General features: G+C 37.6%; 20 protein-coding genes. 5 read left to right on the forward strand and 15 right to left on the reverse strand.

The window, feature by feature from the left end:
- Both BHECKSOX2_RS03700 and miaA read right to left on the reverse strand, forming a co-directional pair.
- The coding region (locus BHECKSOX2_RS03700; protein WP_139682531.1) for a transposase at positions 1-433 on the reverse strand (433 nt) is incomplete at its 3' end.
- A gap of 225 nt (positions 434-658) precedes the next feature.
- The gene (gene miaA / locus BHECKSOX2_RS03705) at positions 659-1,594 is read right to left on the reverse strand and encodes a tRNA (adenosine(37)-N6)-dimethylallyltransferase MiaA (protein ID WP_139682517.1); all 936 of its coding nucleotides are present in this window, start codon (positions 1,592-1,594) and stop codon (positions 659-661) included.
- Between the two features lie 83 nt (positions 1,595-1,677).
- On the opposite strand from miaA, the gene BHECKSOX2_RS03710 reads away from it, so the two are divergent.
- From BHECKSOX2_RS03710 to BHECKSOX2_RS03725, 4 genes are read left to right on the forward strand one after another with little or no spacing between them, the layout of a single operon-like run.
- Complete coding sequence (locus tag BHECKSOX2_RS03710) at positions 1,678-2,688, forward strand: CDP-6-deoxy-delta-3,4-glucoseen reductase (RefSeq protein ID WP_139682518.1); 1,011 nt, start codon at positions 1,678-1,680, stop codon at positions 2,686-2,688.
- Positions 2,688-2,996: a BolA family protein gene (locus BHECKSOX2_RS03715; RefSeq protein WP_090716516.1), complete on the forward strand. Its 309-nt coding sequence runs from the start codon at positions 2,688-2,690 to the stop codon at positions 2,994-2,996. Before BHECKSOX2_RS03710 ends, BHECKSOX2_RS03715 begins: the two co-directional genes overlap by 1 nt.
- A gap of 29 nt (positions 2,997-3,025) precedes the next feature.
- Complete coding sequence (locus BHECKSOX2_RS03720) at positions 3,026-4,549, forward strand: LysM peptidoglycan-binding domain-containing protein (RefSeq protein WP_139682532.1); 1,524 nt, start codon at positions 3,026-3,028, stop codon at positions 4,547-4,549.
- Positions 4,550-4,558: 9 nt separating this feature from the next.
- The gene (locus BHECKSOX2_RS03725; RefSeq protein WP_139682519.1) at positions 4,559-5,251 is read left to right on the forward strand and encodes a hypothetical protein; all 693 of its coding nucleotides are present in this window, start codon (positions 4,559-4,561) and stop codon (positions 5,249-5,251) included.
- Here the strand turns inward: BHECKSOX2_RS03725 and BHECKSOX2_RS03730 are convergent.
- From BHECKSOX2_RS03730 to rpsT, 12 genes are read right to left on the reverse strand one after another with little or no spacing between them, the layout of a single operon-like run.
- Positions 5,241-6,011 carry a cell division protein FtsQ/DivIB gene (locus BHECKSOX2_RS03730; RefSeq protein WP_180323644.1) on the reverse strand — a complete coding sequence of 257 codons (771 nt, stop codon included), beginning with the start codon at positions 6,009-6,011 and terminating at the stop codon, positions 5,241-5,243. The two genes, BHECKSOX2_RS03725 and BHECKSOX2_RS03730, sit on opposite strands and share 11 nt — an antisense overlap.
- Positions 6,004-6,882 carry a D-alanine--D-alanine ligase gene (locus BHECKSOX2_RS03735; RefSeq protein WP_090716521.1) on the reverse strand — a complete coding sequence of 293 codons (879 nt, stop codon included), beginning with the start codon at positions 6,880-6,882 and terminating at the stop codon, positions 6,004-6,006. The genes BHECKSOX2_RS03730 and BHECKSOX2_RS03735 overlap by 8 nt, the downstream gene beginning before the upstream one ends.
- A complete protein-coding gene (gene murB, locus BHECKSOX2_RS03740; RefSeq protein ID WP_139682521.1) occupies positions 6,879-7,712 on the reverse strand; it encodes a UDP-N-acetylmuramate dehydrogenase in 834 nt (277 codons plus the stop codon). Before murB ends, BHECKSOX2_RS03735 begins: the two co-directional genes overlap by 4 nt.
- A complete protein-coding gene (gene murC / locus BHECKSOX2_RS03745; protein WP_139682522.1) occupies positions 7,699-9,114 on the reverse strand; it encodes a UDP-N-acetylmuramate--L-alanine ligase in 1,416 nt (471 codons plus the stop codon). The genes murB and murC overlap by 14 nt, the downstream gene beginning before the upstream one ends.
- Entirely contained in the window at positions 9,111-9,584 is a 474-nt protein-coding gene (ispF, locus tag BHECKSOX2_RS03750; RefSeq protein WP_090716524.1) for a 2-C-methyl-D-erythritol 2,4-cyclodiphosphate synthase, read from the reverse strand. Before ispF ends, murC begins: the two co-directional genes overlap by 4 nt.
- Entirely contained in the window at positions 9,574-10,278 is a 705-nt protein-coding gene (gene ispD / locus BHECKSOX2_RS03755) for a 2-C-methyl-D-erythritol 4-phosphate cytidylyltransferase (protein WP_090716526.1), read from the reverse strand. The genes ispF and ispD overlap by 11 nt, the downstream gene beginning before the upstream one ends.
- 54 nt (positions 10,279-10,332) lie before the next feature.
- Positions 10,333-10,623, reverse strand: a complete 291-nt coding sequence (locus tag BHECKSOX2_RS03760) for an FtsB family cell division protein (protein WP_139682523.1) — start codon at positions 10,621-10,623, stop codon at positions 10,333-10,335.
- Between the two features lie 2 nt (positions 10,624-10,625).
- Complete coding sequence (locus BHECKSOX2_RS03765; RefSeq protein WP_139682524.1) at positions 10,626-11,030, reverse strand: RDD family protein; 405 nt, start codon at positions 11,028-11,030, stop codon at positions 10,626-10,628.
- A gap of 2 nt (positions 11,031-11,032) precedes the next feature.
- Positions 11,033-11,848, reverse strand: coding sequence for a peptidoglycan DD-metalloendopeptidase family protein (locus tag BHECKSOX2_RS03770; protein ID WP_245391307.1), 816 nt, complete (start codon positions 11,846-11,848; stop codon positions 11,033-11,035).
- A complete protein-coding gene (gene xseA, locus BHECKSOX2_RS03775; protein ID WP_139682526.1) occupies positions 11,835-13,265 on the reverse strand; it encodes an exodeoxyribonuclease VII large subunit in 1,431 nt (476 codons plus the stop codon). Before xseA ends, BHECKSOX2_RS03770 begins: the two co-directional genes overlap by 14 nt.
- Before the next feature lie 14 nt (positions 13,266-13,279).
- Positions 13,280-13,768 (reverse strand): Smr/MutS family protein, encoded by a 489-nt coding sequence (locus BHECKSOX2_RS03780; protein WP_139682527.1) that lies wholly within the window; start codon positions 13,766-13,768, stop codon positions 13,280-13,282.
- 51 nt (positions 13,769-13,819) lie between these two features.
- A complete protein-coding gene (rpsT, locus tag BHECKSOX2_RS03785; RefSeq protein WP_090715387.1) occupies positions 13,820-14,080 on the reverse strand; it encodes a 30S ribosomal protein S20 in 261 nt (86 codons plus the stop codon).
- A gap of 243 nt (positions 14,081-14,323) precedes the next feature.
- Between rpsT and BHECKSOX2_RS03790 the strand changes: the two genes are divergently transcribed.
- Positions 14,324-15,538, forward strand: coding sequence for an IS3 family transposase (locus BHECKSOX2_RS03790; protein WP_139682457.1), 1,215 nt, complete (start codon positions 14,324-14,326; stop codon positions 15,536-15,538).
- 328 nt (positions 15,539-15,866) lie between these two features.
- On the opposite strand, the gene BHECKSOX2_RS03800 is transcribed toward BHECKSOX2_RS03790, so the two are convergent.
- Positions 15,867-16,316, reverse strand: a 450-nt coding sequence (locus BHECKSOX2_RS03800; RefSeq protein ID WP_139682054.1) for a transposase, incomplete at its 5' end; no start/stop codon positions are given.

Genomic DNA, 16,316 nt, shown 5'->3' on the forward strand with positions numbered 1-16,316 from the left:
CATCAATAATGTTGATTGAACCTAGAGAAACAATAATACTGTTTTGTTCTAAATGATGATTGATTTGTTCTAGTAGTGCTTCTAGCAAATTTTCAGTATTGAGTAATTGTCTAAAACGCCAAATGGTGGAATGGTCTGGCACTGCTTCGCTTAAACTTAAATCAATGAAGCGTCTGAACATTAAATCTCTAGCAATTTGTTTTTCTAAGGCTTCATCGCTAAGCGCATACCAAGCCTGAAGAATTAGGATTTTAAACATCATTATGGGTGGATAGGCGCTTGCAGCTGTTTTGGAGGTATAAAGATTTGATAGTGTTTGTTCTATCTCGCCCCAGTTAATGATGTTATGCACATCGTCTAGTTCTGATAGAGATTTATGTTCAATAACAAGAGAATCTGCAAATGAATTTTGTTGGGTGTTTTTCCAAGACATTTTGGGTGTTTTATGGTTGTTTTAGATGGGTGTTGTTTTATCAGATTGGTGGGTTTTTGGTTGGGTTATGCAAAGGTCTCTGGTCGTTAAAAGTCTATTTTTTGTCAACTTGTGAGCCTTTCTTCTAGGAGGCAAGCCCAAATTTAGCCACTCTAAGTAATATCGTTCTCAAATTAAGACAAAATTTAAAGAGATTACTCTGCGTAAGGGTTTCCAAATAACGATTCAGAGCGATAGGCGGGCGGAAGGTTTTATAAATTGCATTGTTGCCTCAATGTTGTTGGTTGTTAAAATCAGCGCATTTTTTTCACTTCTTAGCCAAGTGCTTTGGCGTTTGCAGAGCTGGCGGGTGGCAATGACGGCTTTTTCTATCATGGTTGCTTCGTTAATCTCATTGTTGAGATATTGCCATGCTTGGCGGTAGCCAACACAGCGGATAGAGGGCAAGTTTTCGTGTAAATTTGGGTTTTGTTTTAGAGTTTTTGCTTCTTCTAGAAAGCCGTTTTCCATCATGGATAAAAAGCGCGCTTCGATACGCCTGTGTAGTTCAGCTCGTTCGGGCATGAGGATAATTTTTTTGATGGGGTAGTTGATACTAGGTTGTTTGTTGCCTTGTAGTTCGCTTAGAGTTTTACCGCTGAGCTCAAACACTTCTAATGCACGGGTAATGCGTTGAGAGTCATTTGGATGAATGCGATTTGCAGCTTGCGGGTCAATTTGTTTTAAGTCTTTATGTAGTGTGGCAGAGCCTTTTTCTTGGTGTAGTTGGTTAAATTTTTCTTTGGATTTTTTGGTGGATTCTGGTAGGTTAGAGAGTCCATGTTCAAGCGCGTTAAAATAAAATGAAGTGCCACCAACTAAGATGGGTGTTTCGCCATTTTTAAAGGCAGTTTCGATTTGTTTGTTGGCATCGTGTACAAAATCAAAAGCTGAGTAAGTGTCTTCTGGGTTACAAATATCAATTAAATGATGTGGATATTTCTCTAAGATTGTTTTATTGGGCTTGGCGGTGCCGATGTCCATGCCTTTGTAAATGAGTGCTGAGTCAACACTGATGATACTTGTTTTGAATTTATCTGCTAGTTGAATAGCCAAATCGGTCTTACCTGAGGCAGTAGGCCCCATTAAAAATACAACAGTTTTATTTGGTATTTGTGACATAAAAGGACTTTGAATTACTAGACATTAATTGACATAACCTACATTATAATATCAGCACTAATAAAAGTCTCACAGAATAAACAATGTTTACAATTGAAAATCAAGTAACTGGTAAAGTTTTTAGAACCGATGGTGATAGTGCTATTTTGGATGATGCGCTTATCCATGGATTAAATTTCCCTTATGGTTGTCAAAAAGGCTTTTGTGGAAAATGCAAGGCGACGATTATTGAGGGCGAAGTGGGTTACGAAGGTGGTATTCCGAATGGTATCACCCCTGAAGAGGTGGCTGATGGTATGGCACTGTTGTGCCAGTGTCGTGCTAAATCTGATGTGGCACTGGTGATTGATGAACTCGATAGTGTGGCAGATATTGAGGTGAGAACACTACCTTGCAAGGTGCAAAGTATTGAGCGCCTTAATCATGATGTGACACAGATATTTTTAAAAATTCCAAATGCGGAGTCCTTGCAATATTTGGCAGGGCAGTATATTGATTTAATCCACCCTGATTTTGAGCCTCGGGCTTTTTCTATTGCTAATGCACCAGGTAATGATGGCTTGATAGAGCTGCATGTGCGTTTGATTGAAGGGGGTAAATTCACCAATTTTATTTTTAATCAATTAAGGGAAAAGTCGCTATTGCAATTGGAAGGACCTAAAGGGGATTTCTTCTTTAGAGAAGACAGTAAAAAGCCTGTTATTTTAATGGCTGGCGGTACAGGGTTTGCACCGATTAAATCTATTGTTGAGCATGCGATTGCCACTAAACTTGATCGAGCAATTTACATTTATTGGGGGGTGCGTAACGAGGTGGATTTGTATATGGATTTGCCTCAGCAGTGGGCGAATGAAAATGATAACATTCATTTTGTGCCCGTGTTGTCACAGTCCAATGAAGATTGGCAGGGTAGAAAAGGCTTTGTACATAAAAGCATATTGAGAGATTTTGAGGATTTAACGGGGTATGAGATTTATGCGTGTGGGCCACCAGAGATGGTCAAGTCTGCGGCTAAAAGTTTTGTTGAGCAAGGTATGATTCAGGATAATTTCTTTTCAGATGCCTTTGTTTTTGCCTTTACAGGAAAGAAATAATGAGCGATATGCAACAACACTTGACAGAACAACTGAGTATTGCACTTAATCCGGTGCATTTAGAGGTTACCAATGAGTCTAATAATCATTCTGGACCTGCAACCGAATCACATTTTAAATTGGTGGTGGTGAGTGATTATTTTATTGATCTTAAACTGATTGATAGACACCGATTTATCAATCAATTATTTAAAGAAGAATTAAACCATATTCATGCTTTAGCGATGCATACTTACACGCCAGATGAGTGGGAGATGAAAAATGGTGCACCCGATTCTCCTAAGTGTTCAGGAGGCTCAAAATCTTAAGATTCATTCCATTGCTTTTGTCTTTTTTATTGAGCTCTTGTTCTATTCAAAATGATGTAAAGCCAGAACAAAAAAAAATAGTTGAAATATCTGAGCGCTCTACTTTAGCTTATCAAAAACCACCTGTACAATTAAGTGAAAATGATTTGTGGAAGCGTATTTCTAAGGGAAGTACGCTAAAGCCTCGCTCCCAAAAAGATTTGTATTGGCATATTAAATGGTTTAAGGATAACCCTGATCATTTAACGCGAGTTACCAAACGCGCTGGACCTTATTTGCATTTAGTGGTTAGAGAAGTAGAAAAAGCAGGCTTACCGATTGAGTTGGCGCTATTGCCAATTATTGAGTCGGCATATTATCCATTTTCTTACTCACACGGCACAGCGTCGGGCTTATGGCAGTTTATTCCTGATACGGGAAAACTCTATGGACTAAAGCAGAATTATTGGGTAGATGAACGCCGTAGTGTGATTCACTCAACGCGTTCGGCAGTCAAGTATTTGAAGGATTTACACGCCTTATTTAAGGGGGATTGGTTATTGGCGATTGCCAGTTATAATTCTGGACCGGGTAGGGTGAAAAGGGCAGTCGCTAAGAATAAAGCCAAAGGTAGAAAAGCAGATTTTTGGAATATCTCTCTACCTAGGGAAACCGAAGGTTATGTGCCAAGATTGTTAGCAGTGGTAGAGTTGATTAGAAACCCACATAAATATGGACAAACGATTACCCCTGTTGCCAATAAGCCAAAACTTGAGTCAGTGTATGTATATTCACAATTGGATTTATCACTAATTTCTCAGTGGACTGGGCTAAGTTTAGATGAGATTTATACGCTGAATCCTGATTTAAATCGTTGGGCAACGCCAGATATTTTCCGTTATGAGCTATTATTGCCAATTGAAAAAGTGGCAGGCTTTAAAAAAGCGCGTTCGGCTTACCCCAAGAAAAAACAGCTAAATTATAAGCGTTATACGATCAAATCAGGCGACAATCTGAATAAGTTGGCAAAATTTTTTAATTCATCAGTGGCTTATATTAAGAGCATTAATAATATGGAAGGCCTGAAAATTAAACACGGTGAAAAAATCATTATCCCTATTCCTAAAAAATCCAAAAACTATTACTCATTATCTAAAGACCAGCGTACAGAACAGCGGTTAAACAGCCAAAAACACGGTAAAAAAATCATCCATAAAGTTGTTAAAGGTGAAAATTTGTGGCTGATATCTAATCGTTATGATGTGCCTGCTAAAAGCATTATTAAATGGAATCATTTATTTAATGCCATCAAAGGACTACAAATCGGGCAAAAATTAATAATTTGGCAGGTATCGAAAGTTAAAGCATCAAAACTGAAAAATCTCACTAAAATTGGTGTGAATGTCAAAAGAACGATAACTTATCGTGTTAGGGCTGGCGATAACTTATCGGCAATTGCACATAAATTTGGTGTGCGCATATCGCAACTGCTCAAGTGGAATAAATTGTTTATTAAAAAGCCACTGAAAATTGGCAAGAAGCTTAAAATTATCAAATCCATCGTTAAACAATAAGACAATTAAATGTATCAATTACCTATTCATAAAATTTTTGTAGCGGGTTTTGCATTTGCTACGGTGCATTGGAGAAAAATACTAGAGATTTCTATTGTTCCAGTGTTAATTTCTCTACCGTTGTTAATGTCAGCACCAGAATTAATAGCATTAGCGAAACAAATGTTTACTAACAAGTTGTCTGAGCCACCTATTTTTCCAGACAATACAGGGCTTTATCTTGCCTTGTTTTTCTATGGACATCTTTCTTTGTCTATTAATCTTTATCGTTTAGTTGTTCTAGGTGAGCAATCGGTAAGTATTTTGCCAGTTTTAGAGTTTGCTAAGATTGCACGATTTATTGGTTTAACACTATTGGTTGGCTTTGTGAGTATGGCGACACTTATCATGAATAATTTATTGTGGCTATCATTGTTAATATCTTTTTTAGTGGTGCCAATCACGCTTAATTTTGTCAATATTGCGATTGGTAATCCTATTAAATATCGTTGGGAATTATCGTTTCCTGCGCAGTTGAATTTGTTCTTTTTGCAGGTGGTTGTGCCCATGTTAATCGTTTTGTTGTTTGGCTCTTTATCTCGTATGCTTGCTTTAGACATAGGGGTGGAGTGGGCGGCAAGAGTGCTGGCATTTTATTGGAGTTCAATTACATTGGCGTTGTGTTATCAGTTAATCACTAAAGAGTCTCAATCTAATACTTAAAAGTAAAGCCTTTTGGGTATCTCATATCAAAGGTGGCTTTATCCAATTTTTTGCGTGCCACTTTTTTTCTAAGTTTTTTGTAGGTTTTTAAAAAGCGTGCCAAACGCTGTTTTTTTTGTTGATAACCCAAATTCACTTTAATATTTGGCTTAAATATAAGTTGATCAATGTGCGTTTTAGAAAATGATTTGATGGGCATTTTCCCAGCTTGTTTTTGATAATCTTGATAATCTTGGTAAAGTTGCATGACGATTTCTTTTTTTGCTTTAGAGTGTGCTAATGGCGCTTCAGATTTAACAGTTTTTTGAGGGGTAAATAATTCACCGTTATTAGATATATAGCCTGTGCAATGAAGTGTTTTCTTTTTTTTGCAATCATTATTTTCCCAACGCATTGCGATTTGTTGAGACTTAATTTTAATTTGAATATCGTTAGAAAGCCACTGCTCGGTGATATGTGCTTTAGCAACCCACGGTTGAAATTCTAATATTTGCTTAATTTTATCTGTGTCAAATTGGTATTTATTGTCAGTGAGTGAGTGGATGCTTTTTTTTAACACTATTGGTGCAATTGGTAATTGACTATCAATTTCCCAATGAATTTTCGCCTTTAAAAAAGGGCTCTCCATAACGCTTAGTACACCCCATACAATTAACCCTATGGTGCTAAGAATAGCAAAACTGATAGCCAGTGGCTTTATTTTTTCCCCACGCGTTTTTGTGCGTTTGTTGAATTTAGACCTGCGTTTTTTTTTAGCCATTGAGAATCGCCAACACCAATTCATCAAAACTTAAACCAAATGCTTTAGCGGCCATGGGTACCAGTGAGTGAGAAGTCATACCAGGTACGGTGTTGATTTCTAATAAATAAGGCGCGTTTTTTTTGTCCAAAATGAAGTCAACACGCCCCCAAGTTTTTGCACCCATCACATCAAATGCTTGCATGGCAATTTCTTGCAAGTGTTTTTCTTCTGCATTTGAGAGTCCACATGGAGATAAATATTGTGTTGTATCAGATAGGTATTTGGACTGGTAATCATAAAATCCTTGATCTACTTTAATTTGAACCACTGGTAAAGGTTTGCCATTGAGAATTGAAACAGTATATTCATTGCCTTCTATCCACTTTTCAATGAGTGCGGTATTGTCATATTTAAAGGCTAATTTTAAAGCAGGTTTTAGTTGCGACATATCTTCAACTTTGCTAATACCCACACTTGATCCTTCCAATATTGGCTTAACTGCCCAAGGTAGTGGAAAATCAATCTCAGGTATTACCTGTCCAGCATTGGCAACAACCCAAGGCGATAGCGCTAAATCGTATTGCTTCCAAATGTTTTTGGTTTTGGCTTTATTCATACATTGCTCGGATGCATTTGCATTTGAGCCTGTGTAGGCAATGTTATGCTTCTCAAGTTGCCTTTGAATAGCGCCATCTTCACCGCCACGACCATGCAATGCGATAAAAGCCTTGTCAAAATTCTGAGTCCAAAGTTCCTCAAGATTATCACCCAACCAGTCAAACTTAAAGCAATCAATGTTTTGGTTTTCTAAGGACTTATAAATAGATTCTCCACTGTTTAATGAGACATCTCGCTCGGTTGAGTTGCCACCCATTAATATTGCTATCATATTATCACTACTTCAGTTTCCAGGCTAATATCGTACATAGATTTTACGGTTTGTTGAATGTGTTTAATGAGATTTTCAATATCATCTGCAGTAGCATTGTCTTGGTTGGTAATAAAGTTGGCATGTTTGCTGGATACGCAAGCACCACCGATACAAAAACCTTTTAAGTTACTGTCTTCAATGAGTTTTGCGGCAAAATTATTTGGCGGATTTTTAAACACACTGCCACAATTCGCCTCACCAATCGGCTGAGAATCGTTACGCTTTTTTAACAAGGCTTTGATATTTTGTTGTTTGTTAGTCTGTGAAAATCTTAAACTTGCACTAATAAAATACTCATCCTTATGCTGTGGTGCTACTTTTCTATAGGCAATATCAAACTCAGTGACGCTACGCTTAAATACCTTGCCTAAAGTATTAATAGTGGTGACAGATTCAACTGAAGACCAAATCTCAAAACCAAATGCACCCGCATTCATTGCTAATGCACCACCGACACTGCCTGGAATAGCACTTAAAAATTCAGCGCCATTCAACCCTTGAGATCCGCAAAATCGAGAGAGCTTTGCCAGTGTCACGCCTGCATCTGCTTGAACAATGCCATTTTCAACACCTAATTGATTGAGTTGCGTGAGTTTGATAGCAACCCCTAAAAAACCTCTATCACGCACCAGCAGGTTGCTACCTAACCCTAACATCAAGATAGGTTTTTGATTGCTTTTTAAAAAGTCCGATAACTCATTGAGTGTATTGGGTGTAAAAAAATCTTGTGCGATACCGCCTACTCTGAATGAGCAATGCTTAGCCATTGGCTCGTTATGAGTCAGCATATTGTGTCATGATGGGTTTAACTAAAGTATGAATATCGCCAGCGCCAAGTGTTAGTACTACATCGTTACTTTCAATAATATTGGGCAAGACTTTAAGGGCTTCTTTGGTATTTTTGACCACAATTGGGTCAAGTGTCGAGCGTTGACGAATACTGTTTGCCAGTGAGCTAGAATTAATATTGGCAATTGGACGCTCATTGGCAGGATAAACTTCAAGTAAGATAAGTCCATCCACTTTGGATAAGGCATGAGAAAAAGCATCAAATAAATCCCGTGTTCTTGAATAACGATGTGGCTGGAAAATTACCACTAAGTTTTTGTTTTTATAAGTGCTTCTTAAGCTTTCAATGACTGCCAAAATTTCATTTGGATGGTGTCCATAATCATCGTATAAGGATATTCGATGATTATTAATAGTAAGTTCGCCGTGATAATCAAGTCGTCGTGCAACACCAGTAAAACTTTTTAGTGCACTTTGGATAATATCAATACTTATATCTAGCTTACAAGCCACACCAATAGCCGCTAAGGTGTTGAGAATATTGTGCCTTCCTATGCTGTTGAATTCAACTTTAAAAGATTGCTTTTGAGGGGTAAGAATAACCTCAAAATACATTTTTCTATTAGATTGACTGATGTTGATTGCTTGAACATCAACCCCATCAGAAAAGCCATAAGTGACCAAAGGACGGTGAATGCTGCTGAGTATATCTTTGACGCCATCATCGTCTGCACATAGTACACACGCACCATAAAAAGGTAGGTTAGAAGTGAAGCTAATAAAGGCATCAGTGAGTTTCTTATAATCATAATCATAAGTGCTCATGTGGTCTTGGTCAATATTGGTGATGACGCTGAGCATGGGTTGTAACAATAAGAAAGATGCATCAGACTCATCGGCTTCAGCTATCAAATAATCACTCTCACCGAGTTTTGCGTTGATACCGCTAGAATTTAAAATACCACCAATAATATAAGTTGGATCAAGTTTAGCGGTATTCAAAATATGAGTAATTAAACTGGTGGTGGTGGTTTTTCCATGAGTACCTGCAACAGCAATACCAAAGCGAAAACGCATAATTTCAGCCAACATTTCTGCTCTAGGGACAACAGGGATATTGTTTTTCTGTGCGTTGATAAGTTCTGGATTTTTCTGACTAATTGCACTGGAAACCACTACAGCATCAGCATCTTTGATATTGTTTTGATGATGAGCGTTAAAAACCTCACAGCCTAATTTTTGCAAGCGTTTGGTAATAGGGCTTTGATTTAAATCTGAACCTGAAATTTGATAACCCAAATTATGTAGCACCTCGGCAATACCGCTCATACCTGAGCCACCAATACCAATAAAATGGATTCTTTTAATTCTAGAGCTGAAAGTAGGTAGTAAATTATTCATTTTGAAACAGTGATAATAGTGAACACTTGAATGCCTTTCCCTTTTCCAAAAGCGCTTAAACCTTCACCTGTGGTAGCAGTGATGCCAATATCACTAATTTCAATGTTGGTTAAGTTGGCAATATTAGACTTTAGTGCTTGCATTTTCGGTGTGATTTTAGGTACTAGACACTCAACGGCAATGGCAATATGCTCGATTTGCCAACTGCCTAAATCTTTGAGTGCAAGTTTCAGATATTCAGTGCTATCAGTGATACCTTGTTGACAAAGCTCGTCAGCTTTAGTGCCAAGAATATTTTGACCTGTCACTGAGGAGAGCGCATTGGTGATTGAATGTAAAATCACATCTGCATCGCTGTTGCCTTTTAATCCTTGAGGATGATGAAACTCAATACCACCTAAAACCAATGGCTTGTTGTTTTCGCTATCAAAAGCGTGGGAGTCTTGCCCGATTCCAGTTTTAATTTTCATTTTGTTCTAGATAAAAGTTTGCGAGTGTTAGGTCTTCTGCTGTGGTGATCTTTAGATTACTTTTACTTGCTTCAACCAAGATAGATTCCAAGCCTAAATACTCAATACTGCTTGCTTCGTCGGTAATCGTTAAATTATTTTGTACTGCATTTTCTAATGCTTTGGATAATACAAAAAAACGATACATTTGGGGCGTTTGTGCCTGCCAAAGCGTTGACCTATCCAAGGTGCTTTCCACGATATTTCCGTGAGATTTTTTAATAGTGTCCACCACTTTTGTAGCCAATAGTCCGCCCGTAGGATGGTCTTTGAGCTGCTTAATAAGATTTTCTATTTCACTCGCCTTGACACAAGGTCTAGCAGCGTCGTGTACCAACACCCAATCATTATTCTTGGTAAAAGGGCGTAATGCATTTAGTGCTGAGATAACAGAGTGGAGGCGCTCCTTGCCACCAATGGCAGTTGCCAGTAGTTTATCATGATTGGCAAATACTGAGTTTTTAAAGGCTGTGTCGTTTTCAGTAATAGCAACGACACAGCCTTTGATTTGTTCGATATTCAACAAAGTTTTAAGTGTTTGGTCAAGCACACTCAAACCATTTTTTAATTTAAGATGTTGTTTGGGCTGTTTGGCATTCATACGCGAACCCATGCCACTTGCAGGAACAATAAGAAAATGTTTATCGGTTGACATAAGTCAGAATTATACCTAAGGAGGTGATGATATTAATTAACTGGGTTGAGTTAATTATTCATTAACTTGATAATAGCGTTCACCTTTTTTAATCAGACCAAAGCGATAGCGTGCTTGAGATTCTAATATTTCCCTGTCTGTTGCATTTACCGCTTTTAATTCAATATTTTTTATTTTATTTTTCTGTTTTATGTGTTGATTGTTGCGCACCTCTTTGTCAATAATACTTTGTTTTTCCATTAATGAAAATGGAAATTGATTAATAAAGAAGTTTTGATAAAGCAAGACTGTTAGTATAAAAACAAGAATAAAGCTTAGCCAGTATCGAGAAATAAAACTTTGCACGATTAATTTTTAGTTAATCGTGTGTTTGAAAATTTATCATTCAGAGCGAGATTGTCGCTATTAAATAATTGATAAATAAAACCAAGCCCAAGGGTTGCAAATAACATAATAGATAAAATAAAGCGAATAAATGCCTGCTTATGCGTGATGCGCTCGCCATTGTTTTGTTGTATGTGAAACTTCCAAGCTTTCATACCTAAAGTTTGCCCGCCTTTAACCCACGACCAAGCAAAGTAAAAATAATAGGTTGATAAAACCACGAAAAATATCAAAATATCGGTTTGCGCTTGTTTTTTAAAAAATATGATAAGAATAACGCCAATAATAAAAAATGCCAATGAAAATGCTAAAAAACTATCGTAAGCAATAGCGCCTAATCTGCGCAGTAAAGAGACATTTGATTTCATGATTACTTGCCCATCAAAAGGTTTGGGTCAACAGCAGTGCGATTAAGATAGACACCCCAATGCAGGTGTGGACCAGTGGCGCGACCAGTCTGTCCAACCGTGCCAATAATCTCACCTTGTTTGATCGATTGACCTTGTTTGACCAAATGTTTATTAAGGTGAATATATACGCTAACTAACCCTTGTCCGTGGTCTAAGAATATCGCATTGCCGTTAAAAAAATAATTGCCCACTAAAAGTACTTTGCCATTAGCAGGTGCTTTAACCGCTGTGTCAGTGTTGCCTGCATAATCTAGTCCAGTATGGGGTCTGCGTGCTTGTCCGTTATAAAAGCGTTTGAGCCCAAATGCGCCCGTGGTAACCCCATCAACAGGGCGAGTGAAGGCACCATCAGATAAGGACTGAGTAGAAAAAGTCATTCTTGGCTTTGACAATGCTAAGCGCTCTTTTTTGATGCGTTGCATATGTGTATCTGTTGGATTAACATATTTTTTCTTTTTGCCTTTTAGGGTGATATGCTGTTCTTCGTAAGCATGTTCTTTAATCTCAAATTCAAAAATGTGACTGGAAAAATCTTTTACAGTAATGGATTTTTTACCCAATTTTTCCATCAGTGGAATGCCGAGTAATGCTTGCCAATGGTCGTCTTTAATGTGTTGTACATACAGGGGTACTGTACGGTAAAACGCCTTTGGATTGCTATGGTTAGTTTTAAAATCAATCACTGCAATGCCACCAGGAACTGGCGTATTTTTAATGGGAATACTTGCCCATACAATGCTGGGAAGGAGAAGCAATAAGAGACTAATTTTTTTCAATTTTTTCAACCTTGGAATAAATTTTACCATCACTTAATCGTGTGGTTATTAATGCACCTATTTTAACCTCAGTGGTAGTGTTTAACACCCGATTATCTTTAAGCGTAGAAATACTATAACCACGAGAAAGCGTATTGAGTGGCGAGAGATGATTAAGCCCTGTGATATGCATAGAGAGTTTATTTTGTTGTTGTTCGAGGCTGCTACGCATTGATTTTTCTAGATTTTGCATTAGCTTTGATAGGTTTAAATTCTGCTCGGTAATGGTGCGTTTAATACTGTTGCGTAATTGTGTTTTTGCCAACTGATTAAGTTCTTTTTTGTGTGTGATATCAGCACTTGGCGAGTGTTGTTTTAGCTGCTCAAATAGGGTGTTAAGTTTACTTTGGTTTAGGTTGAGTGTTGTTTTTGCATAATAATTTAAATTTGAATGTAGTTCATCTAGCCTTTGTGAAAACACATTTAATTGTTGATTGGGTTTTGGTATTTTTGAGTTTAATTGCTCTAATTGGTGTTGATAATTAGCCAAATATTGTTGCGTTTGCTGTAATAAATTGGCGTGCAGTCTGCTAAGTTTGGTTAATAACTCTAACTTATCAGGTGTTGCCATCATTGCAGCGGCGCTTGGCGTTGGTGCGCGTTTGTCTGCGACAAAATCGGCAATAGTGGTGTCAGTTTCGTGACCAATAGCGCTGATAATTGGAGTGGTAGTCGCAAATATGGCCTTGGCTAACACTTCTTCATTAAACGCCCATAGGTCTTCTAATGAGCCACCACCACGCGCTAAAATTAAAACATCACAGCGCTCAGATTTGTCGGCGGCATAAAGTGCTTGTGCTAGTTTTTCTGCTGATCCTTCGCCTTGTACAACACAGTCAAATAGTAATATTTCAGCAAACGGATAGCGCTTATTGAGTACTTTAATAATGTCTTGAATCACCGCACCATTTGATGAAGAAATCACACCAATAGCATCAACTTTTGCTGGCAGAGGTTTTTTATGTTTTGCATCAAACAAGCCTTTGTCACGCAACTTGGCTTTTAATTGTTCAAAAGCGGCTTGCAGGTTCCCTACACCTACAGGCTCAATATGACGAACAATCAGTTGAAAATCACCACGCGCTTCATATAATGTTGGCGCAGCATGGAGCAAAATCTCCATGCCATTTTCTGGGTTGAATTTAATATTGCGTTGATTTAGGCGAAATAAAGCGCAACGAACTTGCCCTCGTTCGTCCTTTAAAGAGAAATACCAATGCCCTGAAGCGGGGCGAGATAAATTTGAAATTTCACCTTTGAGCCAACAAGTCGGGATATTGTTTTCAATCGTTGAATGACACAATGATAAGAAACCCGACACTGAATAGATTTCATCGAGATTAAATGCATTATGTGTATCGAAATCAAATTGTGGCATTATTCACTTACACCTTATTGCTTTAATAATGCGAATATTGCACCTGTGCCACCATCTTTAGGTGGGCAAGAATGAAACGCCAATACTTGCGGATGCTGTTTTAAAAAATTCACCACTTGGGTTTTTAGCACACTCATTTTGTTGTCAGAGCGATAGCCTTTGCCATGAATGATGCACACAAATTGCTCAAATTGCTCACGATAGATAAATTCTGAGAGAGCTTCACAAGTCTGTTTTATCGTATATCCATGTAAATCTAGTTCTGATATATTATCAATATGACCGCGCTTCATTTTGTTAATCATTTTCCCTGATATGCCACTCTTTGCATAACTCACCACTTCCTCGCCAGCAATCGTGCCATCAATAACATAACTATATCCTGTAAATGGTGGTTTTCTTTTGAGTTTGCGTATACGACTAACGCCATCCTTGTCCACTGGTGCTTGAGTATTAACAGTATCTCTGAATAATAAAATGTCTTTTTTGTTAATTTTATTCATACATAAAAAAACCCTCAATTGAGGGTTTTATTATAAGCAATATAATGAAATTTATAGCGCTTTAATCTGTGCGTTAAGGCGAGATTTTTTCCTAGCTACTTGGTTCTTGTGCATTAAGCCTTTGCTAACTGCTTGGTCAAGCTCTTTTTGCATTTTAGCGTAGCCACCTTGTGCTTCTTTTTTATTGCCAGCCTCTAAAGCATAAGCAACCTTCTTAACGAAAGTGCGAACTCTAGCGCGAATTTGAGAATTGTGTTTATTGCGTTTAACTGCTTGTCTTGCGCGTTTTTTAGAACCTGCTGAATTGGCCATTGTATAAAAAGTTGTCAATTAATAAAAAGGCGTAATTATACCTTAATCTAAACATGGAGGCTACAAAAATAGCACTAAAAATTCATAGTGTTTATCAGAGGCCTTCGCATAAATAGGAATAATCATCAGAAACCTACTTTTCACCCACTTGGCGATTTTATAAAACCCCAACAATTTCAGACAACAATTTAAACTTTCTTATTTCGAACGAGTTAAACTAAACAAAAAAATCGGAGTAAAAAAATGAGTAAAAAACGAACAAAATATACCTCAGCATTCAAGACTAAATTAGTACTTGAATTACTACAAAATGAAAGCGCCATAGTGCAGATTGCCAGCAAGCATAATATTTTGCCTCAGAATCTACAAAATTGGAAGAAGACTTTCCTTGCTAACGCAGAGATTGCCATGGAGCCATCCAAGGCAGTCAAAGAATACAAAGACGAACTTATCAAAGCACAGATGCGAAATGAGCGTTTAACTACACTAGTAGGCAAGGTAACCGTAGAGAAGGAGTGGTTAGCAAAAAAGCTAAAAAGCTTGGGCTCATCTAACCGCAAACAGTTAGTTGATCTCAAGCCTTCCCTATTGCACGCCTCATATTCTTTGTCAGTTAATCATCAATGTCAATTGTTAGGTGTTAACAGAAGTGGGATTTATTACAAGCCAAAAGTAAATAACACCAAACAATCTATCAAAAACCACATCACCAAGGTGTTTGAAAAAATACCCATCTATGGTGAGAAAAAAATCCATCAACAATTACTTGAAGACGGCTACAAGGTGAGTTTACACACCGTAGCACGCTATCGGCAAGAATTAGGTTTAAAGGCAGTATTAGCAGTTAAACAAGTTAATACAACTATACCAATCAAAGCACACAAGAAATACAGTTACAAGCTACGAGGGCTTAATATCAGTCATTCTAACCATGTATGGAGCACCGACATTACCTATGTCAAGATTGCAGGGGGTATGGTCTATATGGCAGCTATTATTGATTGGCATTCAAAAGCTGTTCTATCACACAGGATATCCAATACCATGGATTCTCAATTGGTAATGGGTGTACTTAATGACGCTTTAGAGAAACACCTACACCCACACCCACACCCACACCCACACCCACACCCAGAGATATTTAACACTGATCAAGGTAGTCAATATACCAGTGAGATACACACTAAACGATTAAAAGATTTAGGTATTACAATATCTATGGATGGTAAAGGTAGGGCTACAGATAATATCTGTATTGAGCGTTTCTGGAGGAGCGCAAAATGCGAAAGAATTTATTTAAATGAATATCAATCCATCAGTGATTTAATCACTGATATGGATGATTATATTGAGTTTTACAATCATCAAAGATTCCATGAAACATTGAAATATAAAAAACCAATGGATGTGTATCAAGAAAGTATAAAATTGAATCAGGAAAAGAAGAAGGTCTCTTAAGATGTTCTATATAAGAAATTTTAAAAAGTTGTCAGGGGTTTTGGGGTAATGTAAATTGCACCTAAAATCGCAATAAAAATAGGATAGGTAAACAAAGTCAATCTCTCCAACCCAGCAGAAATAGTTTCAAGACCTTTTAAATCCAATAAAGACGCCAAAAAATAACCGATAAAGCCCAGCCCAACAATACTAAATAGGGTTGTTTGAGCAAGTACCTTAGATTGGTCTTTTTTCCAAAAAATATAACTCAGTATGCCAAGGTAAATAGTCGCCCCTTAAAAACTCACTCCAAACAAACCAAAACCACCCATTTTTCCAACCATCCAAATCAACAAAACTGCTTTTTATCCAGCACCACAAAAAACCTTAGGTATTTTACAAAAAATAAGCCCAGTTTTTGCCAAAACAAAAAAATAGTGGCTATCACCAGCCATTTTCTCAAATTCCAAGCACAGGCAGCCATTAAAACATTAATCTCATCACCAACTTGCCCTTTGAGTAGGTTTCTAGAGAGTCTAAAATCTGATTTAAGATGTCCGATAATCGGCTCAATCGCTGCGCGTCTTTTACACAGTTTGCGCTTTTTGTCTTGTTGATAACGATTGTCTCGCTTAAGGGCTTTTTTAGGCAAAATGATGTTTGCACCGAGCACTACCTTTGCACCAACATAGCCTCGGTCGCATACCGCTTGTTTGATGGGTTTGTTTCTGTTGCTATTAGCATGGCTTATGGCAACATTTAAGGTTTTTGAGTCGTGAATATTTTTATCATGACTGGC

The organism is thiotrophic endosymbiont of Bathymodiolus puteoserpentis (Logatchev), from assembly GCF_900127505.1.
In the GTDB taxonomy this organism is placed as follows: Bacteria; Pseudomonadota; Gammaproteobacteria; order PS1; family Pseudothioglobaceae; genus Thiodubiliella.

Bases quoted from the DNA above. Each gene is read 5' to 3' on its own strand.
- miaA (WP_139682517.1), bottom strand. From the start codon at position 1,594: ATGTCACAAATACCAAATAAAACTGTTGTATTTTTAATGGGGCCTACT.
- BHECKSOX2_RS03710 (WP_139682518.1), top strand. From the start codon at position 1,678: ATGTTTACAATTGAAAATCAAGTAACTGGTAAAGTTTTTAGAACCGAT.
- BHECKSOX2_RS03715 (WP_090716516.1), top strand. From the start codon at position 2,688: ATGAGCGATATGCAACAACACTTGACAGAACAACTGAGTATTGCACTT.
- BHECKSOX2_RS03725 (WP_139682519.1), top strand. From the start codon at position 4,559: ATGTATCAATTACCTATTCATAAAATTTTTGTAGCGGGTTTTGCATTT.
- BHECKSOX2_RS03730 (WP_180323644.1), bottom strand. From the start codon at position 6,011: ATGGCTAAAAAAAAACGCAGGTCTAAATTCAACAAACGCACAAAAACG.
- BHECKSOX2_RS03735 (WP_090716521.1), bottom strand. From the start codon at position 6,882: ATGATAGCAATATTAATGGGTGGCAACTCAACCGAGCGAGATGTCTCA.
- murB (WP_139682521.1), bottom strand. From the start codon at position 7,712: ATGCTGACTCATAACGAGCCAATGGCTAAGCATTGCTCATTCAGAGTA.
- murC (WP_139682522.1), bottom strand. From the start codon at position 9,114: ATGAATAATTTACTACCTACTTTCAGCTCTAGAATTAAAAGAATCCAT.
- ispF (WP_090716524.1), bottom strand. From the start codon at position 9,584: ATGAAAATTAAAACTGGAATCGGGCAAGACTCCCACGCTTTTGATAGC.
- ispD (WP_090716526.1), bottom strand. From the start codon at position 10,278: ATGTCAACCGATAAACATTTTCTTATTGTTCCTGCAAGTGGCATGGGT.
- BHECKSOX2_RS03765 (WP_139682524.1), bottom strand. From the start codon at position 11,030: ATGAAATCAAATGTCTCTTTACTGCGCAGATTAGGCGCTATTGCTTAC.
- xseA (WP_139682526.1), bottom strand. From the start codon at position 13,265: ATGCCACAATTTGATTTCGATACACATAATGCATTTAATCTCGATGAA.
- BHECKSOX2_RS03780 (WP_139682527.1), bottom strand. From the start codon at position 13,768: ATGAATAAAATTAACAAAAAAGACATTTTATTATTCAGAGATACTGTT.
- rpsT (WP_090715387.1), bottom strand. From the start codon at position 14,080: ATGGCCAATTCAGCAGGTTCTAAAAAACGCGCAAGACAAGCAGTTAAA.
- BHECKSOX2_RS03790 (WP_139682457.1), top strand. From the start codon at position 14,324: ATGAGTAAAAAACGAACAAAATATACCTCAGCATTCAAGACTAAATTA.